Here is a 25,653-nt window from a genome sequence, read left to right as displayed (position 1 = left end):
GATCGCCATCATGCACGTGCGCTATTCGTACCTGCCGCAGCAGTTCGCCGAGATCGACGACTTGCTGCAGAACATCAAGGCCCTCGTGCAGTCGGGGGATTTCACGCTCGGCCGCGAGCTCGAGCGCTTCGAGCAGGGCTTCGCGGCCCTCATCGGCAGCAAGCACGCGATCGGCGTGGGCTCGGGCACCGACGCGCTCAAGCTGCCGCTGCGCGCCGCGGGGGTCGGACCCGGCGACGAGGTCATCACCACCGCGAACACCTTCATCGCGACCGTCGGTGCGATCGCCGAGGTCGGCGCGCGCCCGGTGTTCGTCGACTGCAACGACACCTTCTGCATGGACGTCGCGCAGGTCGAGAAGGCCATCACGCCCAACACCAAGGCCATCATGCCGGTGCACTACACCGGCTACATGACCGACATGCCGGCGCTGATGGAGATCGCGACGCGCCGCGGCCTGGTGGTGGTCGAGGACGCCTGCCAGGCGATCCTCGCCGACATCGGCGGCAAGCGGGCCGGTACCTGGGGCCGCGCGGGTGGCTTCTCGCTGCATCCGCTCAAGAACCTCAACGTGTGGGGCGACGGCGGCGTGATCGTCACCGACGACGACGACACTGCCGCGTCCCTGCGACTGCTGCGCAACCACGGCATGTCCAACCGCGACGAGATCGCGGTGCTCGGCTACAACTCGCGGCTCGACACCCTGCAGGCCGTCGTCGGCAACTGGTTGCTGCCGCAGACCGAGTCGATCGCGGCCAAGCGCATCGAGCACGCGGCGTACTACGACCGCCACCTGTGCGAGATCCCCGGCATCCGCATCCCGCCGCGGGTCGATGGCATGCGCCGCGTCTACCACCTCTACATCGTGTTCGCCGAGCGACGCGACGAGCTGCTCGCGCACTGTCTCGCGCACGGCATCGAGGCCAAGGTGCACTACCCGATCCCGGTCTACCGCCAGAAGGGTCTCGCCCACCTCGGCTACCGCGCGGGCGACTTCCCCGTGACCGATCGCCACCTCGGCGAGATCATCACGTTCCCCTGCGACCAGCACCTGTCGCGCGAGCAGCAAGACCACGTGATCGCGACCGTGCGTAGCTTCTACGCCCAGTAGCACCGATCTCCGGATCGCGCGGGCGTTCCACGACGGGCGCGCGCGGGCCCGTCGCCCGTGGGCGCCCTTCGTGCGTCTGCGGCGTTGCGCCGCGAAGCCCTGCACTGGCGCCGAACATCCGTCCTCACTACGAAGAGCTGGAGACCACGAAGGCTCGGCCATGGACCACGCAGCACCGCGACGAATGCCCGAGGTCGCCATCGATGGCGCGCCAATCCCGTACGTGGACCTCGCTGCGCAGTTCGCCGCCGAGCGCGAGCAGCTGGGCCCGGCGATCCTCGACGCGCTCGCCGAGGCTCAGTGGATCGGTGGCGCGGCAATCGAGCGCTTCGAGCAGCAGGTCTGTGCGTACACCGGGGCCGCGCACACCATCGCGGTGGCCTCGGGCACCGACGCGCTGGTGTTGTCGCTGCGCGCGATGGGCATCGGCCCCGGCGATGAGGTCATCACACCGCCGAACTCCTTCGTGGCCTCGACCGCAGCGATCACGATGGTCGGTGCGACGCCGGTGTTCGCCGACGTGCTGCCGGATCAGAACATCGACCCCGATGCGGTCGTGCGCGCCATCGGCTCGCGCACCCGCGCGATCATGCCGGTACACCTGACCGGTCGTGTCGCCGCGATGGATGCGATCATGCGGATCGCAGCCGAGCGCGGCCTGCGGATCATCGAGGACGCTGCGCAGGCCTTCGGCTCACGGCTGGGAGGCCGCCACGCCGGTCGCATGGGCGACGTCGGCTGCTTCTCCGCTCACCCGCTCAAGAACCTCAACGCCATGGGTGACGCCGGCTTCATCGTCACCGACGACGACCAGCTGGCGACGCGGCTCCGGCGGCTGCGCAACAACGGCCTCGTCGATCGCAACACCGTCGCCGAGTGGGGCACCGTCTCGCGGCTCGACACCGTGCAGGCGGTCGTGCTCGCGCACCGACTCGCGCACATCGACGAGGTCATCGCGGCGCGGCGCCGCAATGCTGCCCGCTACCGCGCGCTGCTCGATGGCAGCCGGGTGTTCTCCCCGCCGTGCGAGCCCGCGCAGTTCAACAGCTTCCACACCTTCGTGGTGCAGGTCGACCGCCGCGACGCGCTGCAGCAGTTCCTCGCCAGCCGCGGCATCGGTAGCTCGATTCACTATCCGGTGCCGATCCATCTGCAGCCGGCCGCGCGCGCGCTCGGGCACCGCGTCGGCGACTTTCCGGTCGCCGAGTCACAGGCGTCTCGCATCCTCTCGCTCCCCATCCACCAGTTCCTGCGCGACGCCGAACTCGAGCGTGTCGCGGCGACCATTGCGGAGTTCCATCGATGACAGTGTCCCTGCAGCCGTCTGCGCCGTCCGCCGATGACACAACCACGTCGGAGGTGCTCGACTACCTCGCGTTGGTCGAGGACTACCGCGTGGGACTCGTCGATCGATTGCGGGGCTTCGGGCCCGCCGCCGCCGAGCTGGCGCTGTGGGTGCCCGACGACGACCTCGTCACGAGCCTGCGCAATCTGTGGGACGCGGCCGCCTGTGCCGGACGCGAGCAGCTCGCGATCCACCTCGACGATGCCACGTTGCGGGGCATCGATCGCGGCGCGGTGCTCGACATGGCGGCGCGCTTCGGCGCAGCGAGCCTGGTCGAGGACGACCGCGGCTGTACCGTGCTCGTGCGCTCGATGCACGCTGCTGCGCTGGCCGAGACCGGCGGCGCGCGCTCGCTCCCGTCGTCGCGCAGCCCCCGGCGCGGCAACGTCGATCCGCACGGCCCGGCGCCGGTCGCAGCGCCGCCGTCGAACGGCTCGCCCTACGCGGACGCGCTCGCGTCTGCGGCCGCCGATCCCTGGCATGCGCGTCAGCTCGCGACGCGCAGCGGTCGTCGGCTGGTTGCCGCCACCGACGACGCCATGATGCTCACACTCGCAGTCGATCCAGACTCGCACATCGTCGACGAGGCGGGCTTCTTCGGTGCCAGCGCGCCCGAGGACGTCGGCATGATGGAGTCGCTGTGCCGCATCATCGAGGGGCTGCCATTGCTGGAGGCCGCGGACCACGGCGCCATCCGGCTCGAACACCAGCTGCGCGCACGCGACAGCGCGCCCCCGGTGCCCGGCATCGTCACGCCGCGGGCGTCCAGCGAGGCCTTTGTGCGCCCGACCAAGCTCGTGCGTGCGTGCCTCTCGCGCTACCGCGAGCTGAACGACTATCGCGAACGCACCAATGAGTTCGACGAAGGCCCGCGGGAGACGTGGTCGGCGATGGGCGCCGCGGCGCGTCGTCAGGCGGTCGAAGAGGTGCTCGAGGACTTCGCGCTGGCCCACGGTGGCGAGGCCGGCGACGCCAGCCTGGTGTCGATCGAGTTCGACGTTCGTCTGGTGCTGCGACTGTGCGGCGAGCTCGACGGGCCCGACAAGCCCGCGCTGTGCATGGTGCTCGAGCGAACGTTGCACGAGCGCATCGATCCGCGCCTCGAGATCTACCTCGAAGAGGTGCGCGATCGAAACAAGCTGCGGCGGCTCGCCGTGGTGGCCCCGAACCCATAGGCATCCCATGACCGGCCTCACCGAACACACCGATCTGATCCTCGACGGCACCAAGATCGCGTGGCACCAGGACCGCGTCGACGCGTGGCTCCGCGGCGAACGCATCGCGCCGATCACGATCGACATGGCGCTGACCCGCGCGTGCAACTTCGCGTGTGAGTACTGCTACGCGATGCTGCAGGAGAACGACCGCAAGGTCATCACCCGCGACGTGATCTTCGGCTTCCTCGAGGACTGCGCCGAGATCGGCGTGCGCGGCATCAGCTTCGTGTCCGACGGCGAGAGCACCATCTCGCCGGTGTTCGCCGATGCGGTCCGCTACGGCCACGAGCTCGGGCTCTCGATGGCGGTCGGCACCAACGGGCTCGCGCTCACGCGCATGCGCCTCGAGGAGATTCTGCCCCACCTGACGTACCTGCGCGTGAACATCTCCGCCGGCGAACGCGAGCGCTACGCCCAGATCATGGGCGTGCGCGAGTCGTGGTTCGATCAGGTGTGCCAGAACATCCGCGACATGGTCGAGATCAAGCAGCGCGACGCGCTGCCGGTGACGATCGGGATGCAGATGGTGGTGATGCCGCAGTACGGCGATCAGATCCTGCCGCTGGCGCGTCTCGGGCAGGAGCTGCGGCCGGACTACCTCGTGCTCAAGCACTGCTCGGACTCCGAGGACGGCGAGCTCGGCGTCGACTACGCCGCCTACGACCGCATCTACGAGCAGCTGCGTGCCGCCGAGGCCCTGTCCGACGACACGTACAAGGTCGTGGTCAAGTGGTCGAAGATCGAGGCCAAGGGCAAGCGCTCGTATCAGCGCTGCTACGGCCCGCCCTTCATGATCCAATTGTCGGGCTCGGGGCTGGTCGCGCCGTGCGGCATGCTCTTCAACGAGCGCTATAAGAAGTTCCACATCGGCAACATCTGCGAGACCCGCTTCAAGGACATCTGGGCCAGCGACCGCTACTGGGAGGTGATGAACCACCTGGCTTCGCCGAGCTTCAATGCCCAGAAGATGTGCGGCTCGCTGTGTCTACAGCACAAGGTCAACGAGGCGCTCGACGCGGTGCAGAAGGACCTCGTGCAGCTGCGCCGACCGGACGGCGTGGAGCCGCAGCATCTCGCCTTCGTGTGAGTGACTGCTCCAAGGGACAGTGGAGGCGGTGGCCGTTCGGCCGACTGTCCACTCGGACATCGGGGGTCATGCGGCAATTTTTGGGAGCGCCTGCTGGCTTGAGCGCGAAGCACCACGCTGCTAGCTTCGCGTTGTAATGGTGAGTGTCGATCGCGACGGCGACTTCAACTTCGCGTTGTTGATGTTCGGTGTGGTCGCCGTCGCGGGCTATGCGGCCTTCGCATTCGATCCCGTGCACTCGCTTGCGGCCATCGCCATCGCGTTGGTCGTCGCGTTGGTCTACCTGCTGGGCGCGGTGTTCGTGGTGCTCGAGCAGTCCCGCGAGGACGCTTTTCGCGGGTGGTTGCTGCATCACGCAGCCGAGATCCGCGACACCGGCGTGCTCCGTGACGGCATCGTGGTGCGGCTCGACACCGAGCTGGTGACGTTCCCGATCGGTGTCGGCATGCTGCTGCTGCGCCTGCGTGCCACCGCATGTCCGCGCGTCGCGACCGCCAGCAACGCCCACGCTGGCAAGACCGGCGCGATGCTGATCACCGGCGTGACCGGCTGGTGGTCACTCTTCGGCGTGCTGCACACGCCGTTCAACCTGCTCACCAGCCTCCGCGGTGGTGAGCGCTGCACGGTCCGCGAGTACCTCACGTACCTGCAGGACGTCGGGGTGGTCTCGCGCTGGCGCGCCCGCGGCGACGCGGCCTGACGACGCCGACCGCGAGCAGCAGCGGCAGCACCGACCAACCGTGGCCGTCATCGTGGGCGGCGGTGCAGCCACAGCCGGTGTCGGTGTCGCCGAAGCCCGGCCCCGCCGACAGCGGCGAGCCACCGTCGCCGTCGCTGCTGCCCGCGGTGGTGGTCGCACCGTCGCCGCCGCCGTCGCTGCTGCCAGAGTCGACGCCGTCGCAGCCCTCGTCGGTGTCGCCGTCGCAATCGTCGTCGATGCCGTTGCAGCTCTCGCTCGCGCCGGGGTTCACGGCGGGATTGGTGTCGTCGCAATCCGGGCCGTCGTTGACGCCGTCGCCATCGGCGTCGACGACCAGGATGTCGAGCTGCAGCGAGGCCGCGCCTGCAGGGTCGCCCTCCTTCGACCAGAAGTGCGTGCCGTTGGTATCGGTGGGTGGCGACTCGATCGCGAACGCGATCGGCCCTTCGCCGGCGATCGCGGTGCCGAGGTCGAGCGACAGGGGCACGTCGGCGGCCGCGGGTCCGATGCGGCCCAGCGACGCCGCCTCGAACCCCGGGCGATCGTTCCACGTCATGTCCGCCTCGCTCCAGTCGGTGTCGGCGACCACGTGCACCTCGCCGCCGTCGCCGTCGGACGAGGGGGCCGTGCTCGAGTGCACCAGCAGGCGTGCGCCGGTGATCTTGCCGTCGATGGGCGGGACGACGAACTTCAAGTAGGCGGTGGTGCCGTCGGCCTCGACCGCGAGATCGGTGATGTCGGGGTACACCGCATCGGGCGACGACGGCGCGGCGGTGACATCCTCGACGACCGGCACGGTGATGCTCTGCATGCCCGAGGGCACCGACTCCCAGCACACCGTGTCGTTGCTGGCGGTCGCGTTGGGGATCTCCCAGGTGTGGCCACCATCGGGCAGCAGGTAGTCGAGCAGCGCGATGCCGTCGACGGCGTTGCCCTCGGGGTTGGCCCCGAGGCCGTCGAACTGCCCGACGTTGCACGTCAGCGAGTAGCCGGTCTCGGTTGGCCGCATCCACATGGTCACGTGACAGCTCTCGCTGCCGTCGACGAACACGACGGCCGACGCGTTGGGGTCGGCCCAGTTCTCACCACAGGTGCCGCCGCAGCACGCGTTGCCGTACTCCATCTTCAGCGTGCCCGAGGGGTGCGCCACGTTGGGCGGATCCTCCGGCCCGTAGACCTTGATCACCGCGTCCTGGCCCGCGGCGCAGCCACTGTTGCGCAGCTGCGCCAGCGAACCCTTGCTGCCGGCGAAGTCGTTGGGGTTCACGCCGACGACGTCGAAGTCGAGCGTGACGTCGGTCGATGCCGTGCCGGCCGCGGCCATCGCCGCATTGAACTCCGCGACCGTGCCGCAGAGCTGCTCGGCGAGCGCCGTGCTCGGCACCGACGCGGAGACGACGAAGGCGAGCGCAGTGATGCGTGTCCGCGGCATCCCACGAGCATACCGATCGCGCGGTCTCGACCCACACTGCGTCGGCCGCCAGGCCGGCATGCATTCGCGCAGGGCCACTCGGAACGTCGTCTCCAGGGGTCATCGGTCGATGCCGACGCCCGTTCGAGTACGGCACCACGGCTGCGTCGGCGGCCCCTCTTGGGTTAGGGGGTGCTCAAGTTGTCGCGTTTGTGGGCGATACTGTCGGAGCCGTGCCCAAGCTGGCATTTCGCGGAGCCGTCTGTCACGGGGTGCTGACGGCCCTCGAACGGCTGCCGCACGGGGCCGCGGTGCTGGCTGCGGTTGCGCCCGAGGCGGTCGAGCGCATCCGCCGTAGCGGCAAGCTGGCATGGATCCCGAGCGATGCGCTCGTGTCGATCAACTGCGCGCACCTCGAGATCGCGGGCACCGAGCAGTACCTCGACTTCTGGCGGCGCTACGTGGTCGGCTCCGTCGACAACAGTCTGTACTCCGCGCTCTTCGACGGCGCGCTGCGCATCTTCGGTCGCAACCCCAACGGCCTGCTCAAGTGGCTCGGACGTTCATGGGAGCTGAGCAGTCGTGGGCTCGGGACGGTCGAGGTGGTGCCGGGCGTGAACGAGTGCCAGATCGTCGTGACGGAGATCCCCGAGGTGCACCGCCTGGTCGCGATCGCCCTGTCGACCCAGGGGTCGGTGATGGGCGTGCTCGACGTGGCGCGGCACCCGGGCGAGGTGACGATCGATCTCGCGAAGCTGGCCCAGGGCTCATACACCGCGGTGGCGCGATGGCGTGAGCCGTTGGCCCGAGACAGGGGCCCGGAGCCGTGAGGGTGTAGACGCGGGGCGTTGCTGGTTCTCACCGCGAGAACACGATGTCTTCGCCGCGCTCGATCGGGCGCATCGTCGCCTGCTCGCGACCTTCGACGATCTCGACGTCGCGCAGCGGATCGTGCTCAGCGAGCTTGCCGAAGCCGAGACCGGTGAGATTCTCGATGTGGGCGATGGGCACCTGGTAGGTGCGGTGCTGGCCGTAGACGAACTCGTCGGTGGTGTCGGCAACCTCGTCGACCTGCGTGAGCAGGTAGCCGGTGGCCGAGAGGCGGTCGGTATCTTCGTCGACGAGCACCGCGATCTTCCAGAAGCGCTGCGGTAGGCGGATATTGCGGTACTTGGGGTCGTCGTCGGCGAAGACCGGGCCGTTGAAGACGGTGACCCGCAGGCCGTAGGCGGCCGCATTCTCGAGCACGTAGTCCTCGAGCGACAACCATGTCTCCTGGTTCATCGAATCGTGCTGCGGCGCGGCGTTGGTGTAGTGGAACGTGTCGCCATTGGCCACGGTCGCGGTCGCGCGCGTGCCCCACACGGGATCCTGCCGCCGGACCATGTGGCCGCGATCGAATGCGTTGTTGCTGTAGGCCTCGTTGCCGGTCTGGTACTTGAGCGGGACGCGCGGGTCGAAGTACCAGCGGTCGGCCTTGCGCACGATCTTGAAGAGCTCGTTGCCGTCGATGTTCACGGCGGCGTACAGCGGCAGCTTGCGGGTGCGGCACAGCACGACCGAGAAGTGGGTGTACGGCAGGACGTGAGCGTTGGCCCCGCGCGCGCCGGTTCGCTTCACGACCTTGCTCGCCCACTTGCCGAGCCGCGGCAGCGGCACACGATGCGCAGCGGTGTTGCCGAGAAACTTCGGATCGTAGCCTTCGCGCCCATCCTCGAACCACGAGGCCTCGCGCGGCCTGTCCTTGACGGCCTCCTCCTCGACCGTGGGCGCCTTGGCCTTGCTCGACACCTTCGCGCGACTCATCAGGCGCTTGAGCGTGTCGGCCTTCACGGCGTAGTTCTCCTCGTGGAATTTGCCGCCGAAGTGCACGCCGAAAGCCTTGCCCGACTCGAGGTCGAGCACCAGCGAGCCCGAGTTGCCGCCCAGGGTCGACGCGTCGTGTCCGAACCAGAAGCCCTTCGAGACCGAGGTGACCATGCCAGGCGCGAAGCGCTTGACGCCGTAGATGTCGCCGAAGATCTCCGACATCAGATCGGAGTCGTTGCGGCTGTCGCGGGCCGGGTAGCCGACCACGCCGACGTAGGCGCCCTTCTTCGGCTTGCGGGTCGACAGCGGGATCGGGTCGGGGAGATGGGCGGAGTTCGATAGCCACAGCAGTGCGAGATCGGGCTGCTTGCTGCTGTCGGCGGTGATCCACAGGATCTTCTCCACCCCGACCTCGTTGACCTTGCGAGTGCGGTGCTCTTCGCGGAAGTCGACGCGCGCGCCGATGGTCTTGCCACGCGCGTTGGTCACGAAGGCGAAGCCGCGTCCCTTCTTGCGCGCGAAGTGCAGCGCGACGTGTCGATTGGTGACGATGGCGCGGTCACCGACTGCCCAGCCGGTGCCGATCCAGTCGAGCGAGTCGTGGTTGAGCAGCTCGATGCGGCCCACCGCGGCAACGCTCTGCTCGAGTTCGAAGGAGTGCGGCTGCAGTCGTTGGCGCCACAGCGCCGAGGTCGGCAGTGAGATGCGGCCGTTGCGAACGAGCAATGACGGCCGCGCGTGGTCGAGCACGATCGCCTCGGCGACGAAGCCGCCCGGCGGCTCCACGCCTTCGTCGGTGCGGGTGCCCGGTCGCGGCGTCGCGATCACGAGCGCGCGCGCAGTGTCTGGTGTGACGCCGAAGCCCTCGCCGCGCGGCAACGCGGACAGGTTCTTCAGCGACTCTGCCATCTCCTTGTCGGTGGCGAGCATCACTCGCAGTCGCGAGTTGGGGCTCGGGCGCGGGATCGTGGCGATCCTCGCAGCGGGTTGGGTCGTGGACAGGCGAGCTTCGGTCGGAACGATCGGTCTCATCGCTACCCCCTGGTGATGCCCGCAGTGGATCGGAGCGGGTCCCGAGCGCGGGCAAACCTCGCCGCGCGTTGACGATGGTAGCGTGCGCGCGTGAGGTCGATGCTCGACGACGTGGGCAGCGTCGATCTCCGGCGGCTCGCATGCGTCGATGGCCGCTCGGCCACAAACCAGATCCTCGCGATCAAACCATCGTTTAGGCGCAAGTCGCCCGCACGCGATCGGCGGTCGGGAAGGTGGGTCCCCGCGCTGGCTTTGCGCCGACGCGGGCGGTCATGTCCCGGCGGGCGACGGCCTCAGCGTCGCTCACTGCAGCTCGCCCGCGCGCTGCTCGGCCCGCTCCCACATGCGGAGGTAGCCCTCGGCGGAGTGGAACAGCGGCTCGAGGTCGTCGTCGGAGGTGGCGTCGCGGCGGGCGTCCTCGAGCATCTCGGGCAGCATCCCAATGTGTACGAAGCCCTCGTTGGCGTAGTCGACGACGCGCTCGCCGAGCATCGGCTGCGTGAACTCGACGTCGCCGGCGAAGGACGTGAACGGGTAGGTGACGGGATCGGCCTGTGCCGTCGCGCAGGCGCCGGCCTCGAAGCGCCCACCGGGCGCGCCGGCGAAGCCGTTGAGGTCGAAGCCGAAGCCCTCGGCGGGATAGCCACCATGCGCGACGATCTCTTCGATGCGATCGCGCAGGCGCTGCGTCATCGCGCCGGGGGTGTCTTCGCGGCACTCGCCGAGGCCGGTCTTCGACACGCCGCCGAGCTCGTAGAGCCGGCCGTCGTAGGTGCCGCCGTGCGAGCCGACCGCGGGGTAGTCGTTCTCCTCGAGCAGCTCGAAGGCCCGCTGGTACGACCACTGCGGCAAGTGATCGATCTCGATGATCATCCCGCGCAGCATCATCTCGCGCATGAGCGTCTCGCCGAGCGTCGTCATGCTCGCGTTCTGGCAGTAGTCGCCGACCAGCGCAGGCGCCGAGATCGCGTTGATGTAGGGCAGGGCGGTCGCCAGCGGTGCGCCCGGGAAGTTGCTGAAGTCGTTCGGCGGCGGCGCATCGAACTGCTCGCGCGGCATGTTGAGGCCGCCGAACTGCACGTCACCGTTGTCGAAGCGAGCCGGGCGCTCCGCCGGGCACTCCTGCGTGAAGTTCGACCAGTGACCGGAGTTGAAGAAGTTGCCGAGCTCGATGAACGCGCGGTCGCCATCGCCGGGGCCGAACGCGTTGTCGTACTTGTGCACGGGGAACACCGCCCGCACGCCGCGGTCGCGGTAGGCGTCGAGCTGTGCGCGCAGGAAGTCGGCGTCGCAGGTCGGGCCGCCCTCGCGCGGCACCAGCCGGCAGTCGAACAGATCCGAGGTCTCGATGCCGAGCACCACGGCGAGCTTGCCGGCGGCGATCACCTCGCGAGCGTCGGCGGGGGTCGTGACCACGCGGAACCAGCCCTTGCCGCTGCCGCCGGATTGCGCGTCGATGTAGCGCTCGAGCGCGTAGGTCTCGTCGATGATGCGATCGACGGCGACCATGTCTTCGCACGAGTAGCGCACCGGCTGCAGGCCCTGGCCGGCGATCATGTGGCAGATCGCCGAGTTGGTGGTGGCGTGCTGCACGACCAGCCGAAGCCCGCCCAGCCATGCGCGCTCGAGCCACTTGTAGTACTGCATCTGATGGGTCGACCGGGTCGGCGCGCTGGGCCACTCGGTGAACGTGGGGTAGCCGGCGGTGGCGTGGGCGTCGACCGAGAGCGAGCCGGCGATCAGATCGGGGATGACCGAGGCGATGTCGGCACCGTCGGCGCCCGCCGAGTCGAACGCGTAGCCGAAGAAGTCCTTGCGACCGTTCTCGCCGTGGAATGGCGCACAGTCGGCGAGCGCATGCTCGATGCCCAAGCGGTGGAACGGCGCGCCGTGGAAGATGCCGCCGCCGCCGAAGCCGAAGTTCGAGAGGATGTGCGAGTGCGTGTCGACGATGCCGTAGACGGTGCCGTCGTCGAAGGTGGTCTTGGTGGGGGTGCCGGTGGCGTCGAGCGTGAGCTCGGGGTGGTCGGTGCAGCCGTCGCCGGCATCGAGCGCAATCGCCAGCGCGCTGGCCTCGTCGTCGACCAGTCCGCTCGCGCCGAGCAGGCGATCGGTTCGACGGTTGCGCAGGTGCACGGTCGCACCGGCGGCGGGTTCGACGATCCACTCGGCGCCCGAGACGTAATCGTCATCGACCCGCGTGAGGTCCGACTCGAGCTGGGTCTGGCGCAGCAAGGGGCCGTCCTCGGCCACGAGGTAGCCGCGCTCGGCGTCGTAGAGCAGGTAGGTCGCGAGGTCCGACGGCTGCAGGCGGAATGATGTGGCGTCGGCGGCCGCGGTCGCGGAGAAGCCGAACGCATCGCCGCTGCGCGCGAGCCAGGTGTCACCGCCCCGCACGACCACGCAGCTGTGGCCGAGCGACTCGGGATCGATGGGCGTGCCGCCGCCGCTGTCGCTGGCGGCGTCGCTGCTGCCCGCGGTGGTGGAGGTCGATCCCGCCGCGGTGGTGCCGGTGCTGTCGCCGACGGCCGTGCCGCCGCCGTCGGAGTGGCAGCCGAAGGAGAACGCGACGAGGAGAATGGCGGCGCGAGATCCGAGCATCAGCGTCGCCGAGGTTATCAGCGCTCGTCCGTCGGTGCCGCGATCCGCACGTGCGCCTTCGCTTGTGTCCGCGCGGACACAAGCGAAGGTGAACTGCTCGTACGGCACGATGTGATCCTCGCGTGCACGCATCCTCGCGAGCGCGCGAGGTCGCTGCCCCCACGGCGACACCACAGCTTCGCGGGTCGGTCGAGTTCATCGGGCCCGCGTTCGCGATCGCACCGTCGGTCCCGATGCGCGGGCGCGAGCTTGCGAGGGCCGATGGCAGACCCCCGCTGCCGCGGGACGGATAGACCGGCCGCGTCGCCTGCCGATCCGCAAAAAGATCTCCGACTTTGTGAGGCCTATCGCATGAACTTTTCGAAAGTTCGCGGCGGACTGCGAACCAACTCAAGCTTTGCCAACTTAGCGAACAAAACGCTTGCGTGATCCCGGTGGCGCGTTCACCATCGTCATCGATGGGGTTCGAGCAGATGCGGCGTCGGCTTCCCATCGTCGCATCGTTGCCGCGTTCGGGTACGCGTTGGGCTCGACCGCTGGCGCCGGGCGAGCGACCGACGCCGAAGCTCGCGGTCTGGGAGTTCACGCTCGCGTGCGATCAGAAGTGCGTCGCGTGTGGGCCACGCGCGGGTCGTGCTCGACCCGACGAGCTCACCACCGACGAGGCGTTGAAGCTCGTCGAAGAGCTCGCCCAGCTCGGTGTCGGTGAGGTCGACCTGATCGGCGGCGAGGCCTACCTGCGTGCCGACGTGTTGCTCGTGATCCGGGCGATTCGGCAGGCCGGCATGAAGGCATCGATGGTCACCGGTGGGCTCAATCTCACTCGCGCCCGTGCGGACGCGCTGGTCGAGGCTGGTCTGCAGTTCGTGTCGGTGTCGATCGACGGGCTCGAAGCCAGCCACGACGCGCTGCGCGGCACGCCCGGCGGATGGCGCCGCGCCTTTGCGGCGCTCCGCCATGCCCAGGCCGCGGGCATCTCGACGGGGGCGAACAGCCAGATCAACGCCAAGAGCCGCCACGATCTGCCCGCGCTCGCCGAGCTGCTCGCCGACGCGGGGGTGCGCGCGTGGCAGATGTTCTTGACGATGCCGCACGGCAACGCAGCGGATCACCCCGAGCTGTTGCTGCAGCCCTACGACCTGCTCGAGGTCTTCGCGATGCTCGACGAGATGATCCCGCGCGCACGCGCACGCGGCATCCGGATCTGGCCGGGCAACAACCTCGGCTACTTCGGCCCGGTCGAGCACGAGCTGCGCCAGTCGCAGAACCAGGGCGCCCACTATCGTGGCTGTCAGGCCGGCCTCACCGGCATCGGCATCGAAGCCGACGGCGCGATCAAGAGCTGTCCGAGCCTGGGCGGGCCGACCAACACCGGGGGCAGCTGGCGCGAGCACGGGCTGCGCGCGCTGTGGGAAGGCGCGGAGCCGATGCGTTACGTGGAGCGCCGCACGCTCGACGACCTGTGGGGCTACTGCCGCGAGTGCTACTACGCCTCGACTTGCATGGCCGGCTGCACGGCGACCAGCGAGCCGTTGCTCGGGCGCCCCGGCAACAACCCCTACTGTCATCATCGCGCGCTCGAGCTCGACCGCATGGGGCTGCGCGAGCGCGTCGAACAGGTTGCGGCGGCGGGCCCAGAGGCCTTCGCGCACGGCCTCTTCCGCTTGATTCGCGAGCACACCGATCCGGCGCTGCGGGCCGCCGGGCCGGTGCAGATCGATGAGCCCCGCACCGGACGCGACCGCGACCCTTCGGGGCCGGGTCACACAATCGAACTCGGTGTCTCCGAGGATGGACTCGAAGGGATGGCAACGTGATGGGTGAGATCATGCAGCGGTGTGGTGGGTGTCGGCGGCACGTGGCGATGCGCGAGTTGGTGTGTCCGTTCTGTCGTGCACCGGTGGGCCGCGTCGTCGTGGCCTCTGCACCGGCGATCGCGGTGGTGGCGATCTCGACGATGTTGTTCGCCTGCGGAGAACCGCAGGGCGGCGACTCGGGGGGCGATTCCGCCGGCACGGAGACCTCGGCTGGCGATGCGACGCAGGGCATGTCGAGCACGAGCGCGCCGACGGCGACCGAGGGCTCGGCCTCCACGCTCTCGGACAGCGGCGTCGACTCGTCGACCTCCGAGCTCGACACCGACATGACCGCGGGTGGCTTCATCTATGGCGCACCGGATCTCGGTGGCGCGTTGGTGGAGTGCGACGTGTTCGCGCAGGATTGCCCCGCGGACGAGAAGTGCCAGCCGTGGGCGAACGACGGCGGCGACACCTGGAACCGGGCGCGCTGCAGCCCCGTGCAGCCCGACGCCAGCGACATCGGCGAGCCGTGTCACGTCGAGGGCCAGCCGCAAAGCGGCGTCGACGACTGTGCGTTCGGTGCCTTCTGTTGGGTGCTCGACGCCGAGGCGTCGACGGGCGTGTGTGTCGAGCAGTGCCGCGGCAGTAGCTCCGAGCCCGAGTGCGCGGGCACGGGGACCTGCGCGGTGATCGAGCCCATGGTCGTCGCCGTCTGCGCGCCGAGCTGCGATCTCGAGGTGCCGTCGTGCGACGGTACCGACGTCTGCACGCCGGTCGGCGACACGGCGTACTGCCTGCCCGACGCCGCGGGCGACGGCTGACGCCCAAAGTGCGAACGCGAAGGCGTTCACCCGCGACCTCTGTGGCCCGGCGCCTCGCGGCTCACGCGTCGCCAACGACCTGGTCGCCGAATCCAACGGCCAAGAACCGCTGCATCACTGCTCGCAGCATCGACAGATCGAACGGCTTCTCGATGCGGATGTACTCGGTCTGTTCGAGGAAGTTCTGCGCGTCGGCCTGCAGGGCGCCGCCGGTGACGAAGACGATGCGCTGCGCCTGCTCCGGCACCGAGATCTCGAGCGCGGTCGCGAACTCGATCCCGGTCATCTCGGGCATCATGATGTCGCACAGGATGACGTCGAAGCGCTCGCCGGCCTCGATCCGCGCCAGCGCGTTGGTTGCACGGCTCTCGCAGACGACCTCGTGCACGCGACCGAGCGCGCGCTCGAGGGTCGTGAGCACCAACGCCTCGTCGTCGATCGCGAGCACGCGGCCGCGCTTCGTGGGGCGCAGCGCCGCGGCCGGCGGTGGGCCATCGTCGTGACCGCGGCCCTCGACGTCGGCGGCCCTCGCCGCCGCGTCGTCGACGGCCTGCAGGCGTACGAAGAACGACGTGCCGACCCCGAGCTGACTCTCGTAGTCGATCCTTCCGCCCGCGGCGGTGACGATGCGCTGGCAGATCGCCAGGCCCAAGCCGGTGCCCGAGCCGATCGGCTTGGTCGTGACGAACGGCGTGAACAGGCGCGGACGCACCTCGAGCGGAATGCCTGCGCCGGTGTCACGAACCTCGACGACGACCCGGCCGTCGCCTTCGCGTGCGGTGCGGATGCGGATCTCGTGGAATTCCGGGGCACCCGCCGGGATCGCCTGCGCGGCGTTGATCACGAGGTTGAGGAAGACCTGGCTCATGCGCGACTCGTTGCCGACCACCACCAACTTGCCGCCGTAGTCCTTGACCAGGCGGGCGCGCTGCCGAACCTCATGCCACGCCAGACGTGCGACCGCGTCGAGCATGTGGTGGACCTCGAAGGCGGTCGAGCTGGTCTCATCGGGCTCGGCGCGCGAGTAGACCTTCAGGTCGCGCACGATCTGACGGATCTGCTCGGCGGCGTCGCGGGTGTCGCGGAGGGCATCCATGACGCCGTCGATCACGTCGCGGCGCAGCATGAGGTGCGAGAGTTCCTCGATCGCAACCGTCACGTTGGCAACCACCGCCGCCAGCGGGTTGTTGATCTCGTGTGCAACGCCGGCGGCGAGCGTACCCATCGAGACCAGGCGATCGTTCATGAGCAGCTGGGCCTCGAGGTACTTCCGCTGGGTGACGTCGCGGATCACCGCCACGAACGCCGCTTCACCTTGCCACTGGAACGCAACCACGCGCAGCTCACACGACTTCGTGCCGCCAGCGGTATCGACGCGGATCTCGGTCGACTCGCCATCGTGCACGGAGAAGCCGAGCGGCTCGCCGATGAAGTCCTCGCGGCGACGGCAGAACAGGCCCAACGCCGCCTCGTTCACGTAGCGCACGATGCCCTCGCGGTTGGAGACCAGGATGGCGTCGGGCGTCGTGTCGAGCAGGGCCTCGATCTGCATCTGGCGCTCGCGGGCGTGGTGACGCTCGACCACGTGCAGCAGGCTGCGTGGGAACAGTCGGCTCTGGATCTCGTCCTTGCTGTACGTGTCGTGCGCGCCGGCCGACTGGGCGACGCGATGCAGGTTCTCGTCGATCGAGCCCGAGACCACCACCACCGGCGCCGTTCCAGCGGCCGCGACCACTCGAGACACGGTCTCGATGCCCCGCGAGTCGGGCAGGTCGAGGTCGAGGATCACCGCATCGGTGGGCTCGGCTGCGAGCGCGCGCATGGTCTCGCGCAGGGTCGAGACGCAGCGGATCTCGAACTCTGCGACACCGGCCTCGTGCAGTCGCTCGATGGTGAGATCGGCATCACCCGGGTTGTCCTCGACCAGCAGGATTCGGGTCTTCTCTCCTGGCATCGTGGCCTCGTGCGCAGAACCTGGGCACGACGAAGTGGGCGCCTGCTCCGACGAACTTCGTCGACCTCGTTGCTTCGCTCCCCGCATCCCTTCGGGGCAGTGTTTGTTCATCCGCGACCGTGCAACGCGAGCGGCGCGCCTTCAGGATGCCACGGATCGCGCGACGTAGGTGACGACCAGCACGCTCACCGCGGCCAGGGCGACCCCGAGCGAGCGACCACCAGGATTTCCCTGAAGCGGATCACGGTAGTCGGACGACGCTCAACCAGAAACCGCCGATCGAACGCACAGCACTCTGGAAGCCCGCGAGATCCACCGGCTTGGTGACGTAGCAGTTGGCGCCGGCGGCGTAGCTCTCGAGCACATCACGTTCGGCGTCCGAGGAGGAGAGCACGACCACTGGCAGCGTGCGCAGCTCGGGCGTCGAACGGATCGCCGCGAGTACCTCGCGCCCGTCGAGCTTCGGGAGGTTGAGATCGAGCACGACCAGATCGGGCAAGCCCTCGCCGGAGGCGACGAGTCGGCGAAGGAGGTTGAGTGCGTCTGCACCGTCGATGGCGGACGAGACGTCGAGCACGAGGTCGCTGTCGGCCAACGCGTCGATCGTGAGCTCGAGATCGCCGGGGTTGTCCTCGACGAGCAGAATGCGGGCTGGCTTCATGGCGATGAGGGCGATCCCGACGTGGGTTGGAGGGTGAAGAAGAACGTCGTGCCGATCCCGGGCGTCGAGGTGAACCACAGCTCACCGCCGTGTCGCTCGACGATGCGCTTGGCGATCGCGAGCCCGATACCACTGCCCTCGTAGCGTCCGCGCTCGTGCAGGCGTTGGAACATCTCGAAGATGCGGGTGGCGTACTCGGCGTCGATGCCGATGCCGTTGTCGCGCACGGCGAAGCACCACCGGCCGCGCTCGAGCGCAGCGCTGACCTCGACCACCGGGGGTGCGTCGTCGTGGAACTTGATCGCGTTGGCGACGAGGTTCTGCAGCAGCTGCTCGAGCTGGCTCGGGTCCGCCCGCACGGTGGGTAGTGGCCCGACCTTCAGCGTCGCCTCGTGCTCGAGGATCGTCGGGCCCAGGCTCCGCCGCACGCGCTCCATCACGGTGCCGACCTCGACGGCGACCATCGGCTTCCCCTCGGCACCCACGCGCGAGTACGCGAGCAGATCGCGGATCAGCTGCTGCATCCGCTTGGCACCGTCGGTGGCGTAGTGGATGTACTTGTCGGCCCTGTCGTCGAGCTGCCCGCGGTAGCGCTGGCCGAGCAGCTCGGTGTAGTTGGCGACCATGCGCAGAGGCTCTTGCAGGTCATGCGAGGCGATGTACGCGAAGCGCTCGAGGTCGGCGTTGCTCCTGCGCAGCTCCTGGTCCCGACGCGCGCGCTCGGTGATGTCGTGGATCGCGGCGAGCGTGAACTGCCCGGCCTCGATGTCGATCGGACTCAGGCCGATCTCGATCGGGACCACGCTGCCGTCCTTGCGACGACCGAACAGCTCGCGTCCTGCGCCCATGGGCCGCGACTCCGGCGTGGCGAAGTAGCTCGCCACGAGCTCGGGATGCCGCGCGCGAACGTCGTCGGGCAGCAGCACGTCGACCGCACGACCGATGAGCTCCTCGCGGGGGTAGCCGAACAGCTCCTCGATGCCACGATTGACCAGGCGGATCGTGCCGCTCGCATCGACCATCAGCATGGCGCTGGGCGAGGCCTCGACCACCGCGCGGAAGGCCCGATCGGCCCGCTTGCGCTCGGTGATGTCGATGATCGACGCCAACATGAACAGCCCTTCCGGGGTCTCGATCGGGTCGAGCCCGATCTCGATCGGTACCTGCGTGCCGTCCTTGCGCAGACCATGCAGATCGCGCCCGGCTCCCATCGCGCGGGACTGCGGCGCCCCGTAGAACCCGTGGACGTGGGCCGCGTGGGCGTCGCGGAGGTGCTCCGGGATCAGCATCTCGACCGCCTGCCCCAGCAGCTCCGCGCGCGAGTAGCCGAACAGCTGCTCGGCGCTGCGGTTGACCATCTCGATGCGACGGTCGCGGTCGACCAGCAGCATCGCGTTCGGGGAGACCTCGACGATCAAGCGATAGGTCGGCATCTCGACATCGGCGAAGCGTTGTCGCCCATCTTCGGTGTATCACGATGCACCTTCCGAGCGTGCGCTCGGATGATGCGACCAAGGTCGACGAAGATCGACTCGATCGACTCGATCGGGCGGAGCGGTCGCTGGGCGATGACGCGGCGATCGACGGCGATGTGGAGCTCCGCCTCGCGTCGTATCGGGGAACTCCTGTCCACTTCGATCGACGCGCCGCCATGTCGGCATTCGCGTCGCCCCGTCAGGACCCGCGCGACACCGCGCGGTGACATCGACGTGCAATCCAAACGCTTGCGGGTGCGGCGGTGCCGAGTGGCCGAATGGCCTGCCGACCGTGATACCCTGGCCGCAATGACGTGCGCAGGGAGGCGCATCGCGACATGGTCATGAACGCACCTTGGTATCGAGCGATCGCCGTGGCGTCCCTGTGGGTCACTGGGGCCTGCACGGGGGACGTCACCGAGGATCCATCGATCACCGGCTCGAGCAGCGGTGGTGACGCGAGCTCCGCGAGCGCGTCGACCGGCAGTGTCGACAGCTCGGGTGGCACCGGTTCGACCACCGGGCCTGGCACCACCGGGCCTGGCACCACCGGGCCTGGCACCACCGGGCCTGGCACCACGGCCGCGGACACCACCGGGTCCGAGACCCACGGCGCGAGCACGACCAGCGCCAGCGAGGGCAGCAGCACCGGGGGCGAGGGCAGCGGCACGACCGAGGGCAACACCAGCGCCGGCTCGGGCAGCGACACGACCTCCCGCGGTGACGGCACCGCGACGGGCACGAGCGGCGACGTCGCGACGGGCACGAGTGGCGACGTCGTCACGGGCACGAGTGGCGACGTCGTCACGGGCACGAGTGGCGACGTCGTCACGGGCACGAGTGGCGACGTCGTCACGGGCACGAGCGGCGACGTCGTCACGGGCACGAGTGGCGATGTCGTCACGGGCACGAGTGGCGACGTCGTCACGGGCACGAGTGGCGATGTCGTCACGGGCACGAGCGGCGACGTCGTCACGGGCACGAGTGGCGATGTCGTCACGGGCACGAGCGGCGACGTCGTCACGGGCACGAGCGCTGGCAGCGACGGCGGCATGGCCACGAGCGGAGGCATCGACACCGTCGGGCTCACCGAGGGCGGCGGCAGCTCGAGCGACGGCGGCACCAGCGGCGGCATGATGGGCGAGCTGCCGATCTTCACCGAGTCATTCGACGGCAACGACGGCGATCCATGGCCGTCGCCGTGGATGATCGTCGGCGACAACGTGCTGTCGGCGACGATCCAGAACGGTCGTGGCGAGCTGTCGGGCATCACCGGTGGGACCGCACGCATCGTGCTGCCGGGCTTCGATCTGCGCGACGCCGAGATGTACGCGTCGATCGAGTTCACCGACTGGAACTCGCAGGGCTTCGGGCTCTACGCGCGGCAGAACGGCGGCTCGCTCGACCAAACCGATCCGCCCGGGCAGGGCTACGCGCTGTTCCTCGAGGGCTTCTATCTGCAGTCGCTCGGCATCTGGCACGAGGTCGCGGGCATCGAGACGCTGTCGTCGGCGAGCTTCGATCCGATCCCCGGCGGCCTGCAGCCGGGCACGGTGTACCGCATGCGCTACCAAGTCCTGCAGCTGCCGGGCGGCACGCAGCTGCGCGGCAAGGTGTGGCTCGCGACCGACCCCGAGCCCACCGACTGGTTCATCGACATCCTCGACACGACCCCCGAGCTGCAGGACGCAACCGGCAGCTTCGCGGTCGATCTGTACAACTGGGCCGGCATCGAGAGCGTCTGGGTCGACGACGTCGAGATCTACGCGCTCTGAAGCAGCCTGCCGGTCACGTCGGCGCCCTGCGACCGTCGGCGGCGGTCGGTGCTATCGTGCGGGCCCCGTGAGCGCTCGCAGCCGCATGAAGCCCCGTTGCCGGGGGTGCAGCCTGACGCCCGAGACCTGCCTGTGCGCCACGTTCCCGCGGGTGCGCTCGAGCGTGCGCTTCGCGATCGTGCAGCACGCCCGCGAGGCGCCCAAGCCGACCAACACCGCACGACTCTTCGAGCGCATGGTCGAGGGCGTCACGATCGTGCCCTACGGCATGCGCGAGCCCGCGTTCGACCCCGGGCCCATCGCCGACGACGCCATCGACTGGTCGGTGCTGTTCCCCCGCGAAGGCGCACCCGAGCTCGACGTTGCCCCAAGCGGTGGCCAGCTCGCGAGCCGGCCCCGCGGCATCGTGCTGCTCGACGGCACCTGGCATCAGTGCTCGCGGATGTCGCGACGTGCACCGCTCGTGCGCGAGCTGCCGTGTGTGGCGTTGCCGCCGGGGCCGCCGTCGTTCTGGACCGTGCGCACGCAGCACGACCCCCGCGGCATGTCGACCTTCGAGGCCGCGCTGCGGGTGTTGTCGCTGGTCGACGGCGAGGCGATCGCGGCGCCGGTGCGCGAAGCCTTCGCCCGCGTGACCGCGACGCTGCTGCACATCAAGGGCAAGCTGTCGTCGCCCGACGTGCCGGCCGAGTGGGGCACGTGAGCGCGGCGCGGCGGACCTTCGCATGGATGGCCGCGCTGTCGGCCGCGACGCTGCTGCTCGGCATGGTCCGCGAGCTGGTGATTGCACGGCAGCTGCAGGCCACCGAGGGCGCCGACCTGTTCTTCCGCGGCGTGGTGGTGGTGAACGCGACCCGCAGCTTCACGCTCGCCTTGCTGCGGGCGCGGTGGATCCCGCTGCCGCCGGGGCCCTCGGGGGCCGCGCTGGCGCGCACCGGCCTGGCCAGCTGCAGCGCGGTCGCCTTTGCTGCGACCGCGAGCCTCGCGATCGTGATCCCGCGGCCGGCGTGGTGGTCGATCGAGAGCCTGGTGTTCGCGCTGTGCGTCGTGATCGCGGCGTACGGCGGCGCAGTGCGGGCGCTCTCGGAGCGCCACGGTCACGAGCGGCTGGGCGTGATGGTCGACTGGCTGCCGCCGCTGGGCACGGTGGTCGGCACGCTGTGGGTCGCGGGCAGCGGCGGCTCGTTGGCCCGCGGCGCGATCGGTGGGCTCGCCGGCGGCCTGTTGCTGGCCGCGCTGGTGCTGCTGCCGTCGGCGCTGCGACGCGGCAGCGACGATGCGCCGGGCAGCGCGATGCCGAAGGCGCGTGCGCCTGGCTTCGCGCTCTATCTCGACACGCTGGTCTACGTGAACCTCGGCCTGGTCGACTCGATGATGTCCCTGTACGTGCTAGGCGATGGTGACTTCGCGTTGCTCAGCTACGGCTACTTCTTCGTCAACGCGATCCTCGCGGTGCCGACCGCGGGCGCGACCATCCTCGCGCTGCGCGTCGGTGGTGTGGCGGGGCTCGCCGAGGTCGCGAGCCTGCGTCGCTGGGCGCTGCTGGGGGGCGTCGTCGCCGGCGTCGGCGTGGTCGCGATGGCCGGCGTGCTGGCGTGGCCGCCGAGCGCCGCGATCATCGATCGCGCGGCCGGCTGGCAGGTCGCCGACCGCATCGATCTGCTCGTGCTCGCGTCGGCCCCCTTCGCTGCGCTGCGACTGGCCAACACCATCGGCCGTCAGCTCCGCGTCGCACGCGACCCCGGCGGCCTCGTGTCCTGGGACCTCGTGGGCCTGGGGCTGCGCGCCGCGGCGCTGGGCGGCGGCGCGCTGTTGTGGGGGCCGGTGGCGTCGCCGCTGGCGCTGGCGCTGGCCGAGGCGGTGCAGCTCGGTGCGTGGTGGCGCTGGTCACCGCGCGCGGCGTGACCGCCCGGCGCGGTAATACGCCGCAGCGCCGCACGTCGGCGTACGACCGGGCGCGCTACGCCGCGCGTGCGCGGTGCTGGCACCGCCGACCTGGGAGGCTACGATGAACCACGAGATCCGCCCCACGATGCACGATCAACCCGAGTCCTCGCCGATCGACGCGCTGCTGCCGAGCTGGCGCGCGTTCCTCGGGTTCGTGCAGCGCCGCGTGCACGACCCGGCGCTGGCCGAGGATCTCCTGCAGACGGCGTTCGTGCGCTCGCTCGAGCGCATCGATCAGCTGCGGGATCACGAGTCGGTGGTGGCGTGGTTCTACCGGATGCTGCGCAACGCGGTGATCGATCACCGCCGGCGCGACGACACCTTCGCGCGCAGGCTCGACGAGCTGGCGCGGGCGCTCGAGCGCGCGCCCGAGCCAGCACCCGACGAGCGCGCCGAGATCTGCAGCTGTCTGCTGACGCTCGCGCATGCGCTGCCCCACGATCAAGCCACGGTGCTGCGCCGCGTCGACCTCGAAGGCGCCGCGGTGAAGGACGTCGCGGCCGAGGTCGGCATCACGCCGAACGCGGCCGGCGTGCGCCTGTTCCGTGCGCGCGAACGCCTGCGCCGCGCGCTCGCGCAGTGCTGCGGCAGCTGTGCCGATGGTGGCTGTGGCGACTGCAGCTGCGATCATCCACTGCCACCGTCGTAATGCCGGGTCGGTGCGCGCGTCGGCAGGGACATGAACGACAGCAACACCACCCCCACCACCACCAACCTCGCGGGCTGCGGCTGCGGCTGCGCCGTCGCACCCGGCGCCACGGCACCCGTCGTCGGCGCCGATGCAGCGAGCCCTTGCCCGTGCGGCGACCTCTGCGACTGCGACGATTGCCCGTGCCCGTGCGACTGCTGAGATCCACGAGCTGACGGCCGCGCGCGCGCTCTGCTATCGTCGCCGTCGACGGTGAGCGCGCGCGTGGCAGAGGGTTTGCGTCCGTGTCCGGCCTGCGCGTGCGCACGATCGCAGTGGGCCTTCGAGGTCGCCGGGCACCCGCTCGTGCGTTGCCGCGACTGCGGGACGCTCTTCGTCGCGCCGCTGCCCCCCCGTGACATCGTGCAGGCGACGTACCTGCAGCCCGACTACCACGAGACCGCGCAGGACGCCGCCGTGCGCATGCGGGCGGAGGCCGACGCGCGCGCCCGTGTGGTCGCCGAGCTCGGAGCCCATCGCGTGATCGAGGTCGGCTGCGGGCCCGGTCACTTCCTCGACGCGGCCAAGGCCATCGGGCTCGAGATCGAGGGCGTCGATCCGGCCCGCACCGCCGCGGCTGCGCGTGCGCGCGGGCACGTCGTGCACACCACCTGGCTCGAGCAATACGAGCCGCCGCGACCATGGCAGGCGCTCGCGCTGTGGGAGGTGATCGAGCACCTCCCCGATCCTCACGCGGCGCTGCGCACGATGGTGCAGTGGCTCGAACCTGCGGGCATCGTTGCGCTGTCGACTCCGAGCATGTCGGGCATGCCGGCGCGACTGATGGGTCGCCGCTTCCCGATGATCACGCCGCCCGATCACCTCGCCCTCTTCACGCGCGAGGGGCTGCGTACGCTGCTGCGGCGGGTCGGCCTCGAGCCGGTGCGGTGGACCAGCTTCTCCAACCTCGGGCCGCAGACGCTGGCCCGTGCGCTGCGACGCCACGCACTGGGTGGCTCGGCTCCTGCGGTCGCGCTCTCGCAGGTGCTCGGTCACGCCGCGGCCTTGCCGGCGACGTGGATGGACCGCGTCGGACTCGGCACCTCGTTCGAGGTCTACGCGCGTCGCGTCGCGTAGCTTTGCCGCGCCCGCGGGGCCGTGTCAGGCTTGGCGCCGCAAGATGGCGCAGCGATCCTCCACCGGTCACGATGTCACTCCCCTCTCGGCCGACGAGCGCGAGACGCTGGCGGCGGGTCTGACGCCCGACGAGCGCCGCGTGATGATCGACCACGGTACCGAGCGCCCGTTCTGCGGTGGCCTGCTCGACAACAAGCAGGACGGCGTCTACGTGTGCCGCCTGTGCGGACTGCCGCTGTTCCGCTCGCAGAACAAGTTCGAGTCCGGCACTGGCTGGCCCAGCTTCTTTCAGCCCTTCGACCCCGAGCACGTGAAGTCGATCCGCGACACCAGCCACGGCATGGTGCGCACCGAGATCCGCTGCCAGCGCTGCGACTGCCACCTCGGGCACGTGTTCCCCGATGGGCCGCGGCCGACGGGCCTGCGCTTCTGCATCAACTCGGTGGCGCTGGCCTTCGTGCCCGCGACGGCGCCTGGGGCCTGAAACCAGGGCCACTGCCGACGCCACTGCCGACGCCACTGCCGACGCCACTGACGGATCGGGCGCGGCCGCGACAAATCCAGGTCGTGGCAGAATCGTGCCTGATGAGCGCCTACGACCCGCCGGCCGCGCCGGCCCCGGCGGCGCTCGTCGTGGTCGGCAGCGGCGAGCTGGACGTCGCCTCGGCGTTCCGCGAGCACTACCCGTTCGTGCTGCGGGCCCTGGTCGGGCTCGGTGTGCCGCCGATCGACGCCGACGACGTGACGCAGGAGGTGTTCGTGATCGCGCACCGCCGCCGCGCCGACTTCGACCCCTCGCGGCCGGCGCGGGCGTGGCTGTATGGCATCGCCCGCGGCGTCGCCCGCAACCGCCGCCGCGTGCGACGGCCCGAGCTCGTCGATGCCCTGCCGGCGGCCGCCGACGATCCCGAGCGTGACGTCGCCAACAACGAGGCCCTGGCGCTCGCGCTGCGGGCGATGGATGGGATGTCGAGCAAGCTGCGCGAGGTCTTCGTGCTGATGGAGTTCGAGGCGTTGTCGGCACCCGAGGTCGCGACGCTGCTCGAGATCTCCGTCAACACCGTGTATTCGCGTCTCCGCCTGGGTCGCGATCGCTTCGATGCTGCGGTCGCCAAGCTGCGCGCGCGAGAAGGAAGAGTGTGA

22 protein-coding genes are annotated in these 25,653 nt (G+C 69.7%); 16 read left to right on the top strand and 6 right to left on the bottom strand.

The annotated features are described in order from the left end of the window. Positions 1-10: 10 nt before the first annotated feature. The 5 genes from IPH07_34755 (at position 11) to IPH07_34735 (ending at position 5,460) form a co-directional block, all read left to right on the top strand. Entirely contained in the window at positions 11-1,111 is a 1,101-nt protein-coding gene (locus IPH07_34755) for a DegT/DnrJ/EryC1/StrS family aminotransferase (protein MBK6922602.1), read from the top strand. A gap of 184 nt (positions 1,112-1,295) precedes the next feature. Further along, the gene (locus IPH07_34750) at positions 1,296-2,417 is read left to right on the top strand and encodes a DegT/DnrJ/EryC1/StrS family aminotransferase (GenBank protein ID MBK6922601.1); all 1,122 of its coding nucleotides are present in this window, start codon (positions 1,296-1,298) and stop codon (positions 2,415-2,417) included. Continuing rightward, positions 2,414-3,631, top strand: a complete 1,218-nt coding sequence (locus IPH07_34745) for a hypothetical protein (protein MBK6922600.1) — start codon at positions 2,414-2,416, stop codon at positions 3,629-3,631. Before IPH07_34750 ends, IPH07_34745 begins: the two co-directional genes overlap by 4 nt. A 7-nt stretch (positions 3,632-3,638) precedes the next feature. After that, positions 3,639-4,760, top strand: coding sequence for a radical SAM protein (locus tag IPH07_34740; GenBank protein MBK6922599.1), 1,122 nt, complete (start codon positions 3,639-3,641; stop codon positions 4,758-4,760). Between the two features lie 136 nt (positions 4,761-4,896). Continuing rightward, positions 4,897-5,460: a hypothetical protein gene (locus IPH07_34735; GenBank protein ID MBK6922598.1), complete on the top strand. Its 564-nt coding sequence runs from the start codon at positions 4,897-4,899 to the stop codon at positions 5,458-5,460. On the opposite strand, the gene IPH07_34730 is transcribed toward IPH07_34735, so the two are convergent. Then, positions 5,399-5,941, bottom strand: a complete 543-nt coding sequence (locus tag IPH07_34730; GenBank protein MBK6922597.1) for a putative metal-binding motif-containing protein — start codon at positions 5,939-5,941, stop codon at positions 5,399-5,401. The two genes, IPH07_34735 and IPH07_34730, sit on opposite strands and share 62 nt — an antisense overlap. A gap of 1,163 nt (positions 5,942-7,104) precedes the next feature. On the opposite strand from IPH07_34730, the gene IPH07_34725 reads away from it, so the two are divergent. Beyond that, the gene (locus tag IPH07_34725; GenBank protein MBK6922596.1) at positions 7,105-7,701 is read left to right on the top strand and encodes a hypothetical protein; all 597 of its coding nucleotides are present in this window, start codon (positions 7,105-7,107) and stop codon (positions 7,699-7,701) included. 28 nt (positions 7,702-7,729) lie between these two features. Here IPH07_34725 and IPH07_34720 read toward each other — a convergent pair whose 3' ends face one another. Then, positions 7,730-9,610 carry a DNA/RNA non-specific endonuclease gene (locus IPH07_34720; protein MBK6922595.1) on the bottom strand — a complete coding sequence of 627 codons (1,881 nt, stop codon included), beginning with the start codon at positions 9,608-9,610 and terminating at the stop codon, positions 7,730-7,732. Between the two features lie 405 nt (positions 9,611-10,015). Continuing rightward, positions 10,016-12,313: a membrane dipeptidase gene (locus tag IPH07_34715; GenBank protein ID MBK6922594.1), complete on the bottom strand. Its 2,298-nt coding sequence runs from the start codon at positions 12,311-12,313 to the stop codon at positions 10,016-10,018. A gap of 503 nt (positions 12,314-12,816) precedes the next feature. On the opposite strand from IPH07_34715, the gene IPH07_34710 reads away from it, so the two are divergent. Both IPH07_34710 and IPH07_34705 read left to right on the top strand, forming a co-directional pair. Then, complete coding sequence (locus IPH07_34710) at positions 12,817-14,130, top strand: radical SAM protein (GenBank protein ID MBK6922593.1); 1,314 nt, start codon at positions 12,817-12,819, stop codon at positions 14,128-14,130. After that, positions 14,130-14,933, top strand: a complete 804-nt coding sequence (locus IPH07_34705; GenBank protein MBK6922592.1) for a hypothetical protein — start codon at positions 14,130-14,132, stop codon at positions 14,931-14,933. Before IPH07_34710 ends, IPH07_34705 begins: the two co-directional genes overlap by 1 nt. 61 nt (positions 14,934-14,994) lie before the next feature. On the opposite strand, the gene IPH07_34700 is transcribed toward IPH07_34705, so the two are convergent. From IPH07_34700 to IPH07_34690, 3 genes are all read right to left on the bottom strand, one after another. Then, positions 14,995-16,887 (bottom strand): response regulator, encoded by a 1,893-nt coding sequence (locus tag IPH07_34700; GenBank protein ID MBK6922591.1) that lies wholly within the window; start codon positions 16,885-16,887, stop codon positions 14,995-14,997. Positions 16,888-17,128: 241 nt separating this feature from the next. Next, positions 17,129-17,548 carry a response regulator gene (locus tag IPH07_34695; GenBank protein ID MBK6922590.1) on the bottom strand — a complete coding sequence of 140 codons (420 nt, stop codon included), beginning with the start codon at positions 17,546-17,548 and terminating at the stop codon, positions 17,129-17,131. After that, a complete protein-coding gene (locus IPH07_34690; protein ID MBK6922589.1) occupies positions 17,545-18,981 on the bottom strand; it encodes a PAS domain S-box protein in 1,437 nt (478 codons plus the stop codon). Before IPH07_34690 ends, IPH07_34695 begins: the two co-directional genes overlap by 4 nt. A gap of 416 nt (positions 18,982-19,397) precedes the next feature. On the opposite strand from IPH07_34690, the gene IPH07_34685 reads away from it, so the two are divergent. From IPH07_34685 to IPH07_34650, 8 genes are all read left to right on the top strand, one after another. Further along, positions 19,398-20,798, top strand: coding sequence for a hypothetical protein (locus IPH07_34685; GenBank protein ID MBK6922588.1), 1,401 nt, complete (start codon positions 19,398-19,400; stop codon positions 20,796-20,798). A 67-nt stretch (positions 20,799-20,865) separates the two neighbouring features. After that, positions 20,866-21,501 (top strand): DTW domain-containing protein, encoded by a 636-nt coding sequence (locus IPH07_34680; protein ID MBK6922587.1) that lies wholly within the window; start codon positions 20,866-20,868, stop codon positions 21,499-21,501. Then, on the top strand, positions 21,498-22,703 hold the full coding sequence (locus IPH07_34675; protein MBK6922586.1) for a hypothetical protein: 1,206 nt from the start codon (positions 21,498-21,500) through the stop codon (positions 22,701-22,703). The genes IPH07_34680 and IPH07_34675 overlap by 4 nt, the downstream gene beginning before the upstream one ends. Before the next feature lie 103 nt (positions 22,704-22,806). Then, complete coding sequence (locus IPH07_34670) at positions 22,807-23,394, top strand: sigma-70 family RNA polymerase sigma factor (protein ID MBK6922585.1); 588 nt, start codon at positions 22,807-22,809, stop codon at positions 23,392-23,394. Positions 23,395-23,424: 30 nt separating this feature from the next. Further along, on the top strand, positions 23,425-23,595 hold the full coding sequence (locus tag IPH07_34665; GenBank protein ID MBK6922584.1) for a hypothetical protein: 171 nt from the start codon (positions 23,425-23,427) through the stop codon (positions 23,593-23,595). A gap of 201 nt (positions 23,596-23,796) precedes the next feature. Then, a complete protein-coding gene (locus IPH07_34660) occupies positions 23,797-24,510 on the top strand; it encodes a class I SAM-dependent methyltransferase (GenBank protein MBK6922583.1) in 714 nt (237 codons plus the stop codon). 43 nt (positions 24,511-24,553) lie between these two features. Then, positions 24,554-24,994 carry a peptide-methionine (R)-S-oxide reductase MsrB gene (msrB, locus tag IPH07_34655; protein MBK6922582.1) on the top strand — a complete coding sequence of 147 codons (441 nt, stop codon included), beginning with the start codon at positions 24,554-24,556 and terminating at the stop codon, positions 24,992-24,994. 101 nt (positions 24,995-25,095) lie between these two features. After that, a complete protein-coding gene (locus IPH07_34650; protein MBK6922581.1) occupies positions 25,096-25,653 on the top strand; it encodes a sigma-70 family RNA polymerase sigma factor in 558 nt (185 codons plus the stop codon).

The sequence above is a fragment of the Deltaproteobacteria bacterium genome, assembly GCA_016709225.1.
GTDB lineage: Bacteria > Myxococcota_A > Polyangia > Nannocystales > Nannocystaceae > Xiheibacterium > Xiheibacterium phototrophicum.
This window is presented reverse-complemented; position numbering and strand designations above follow the sequence as displayed.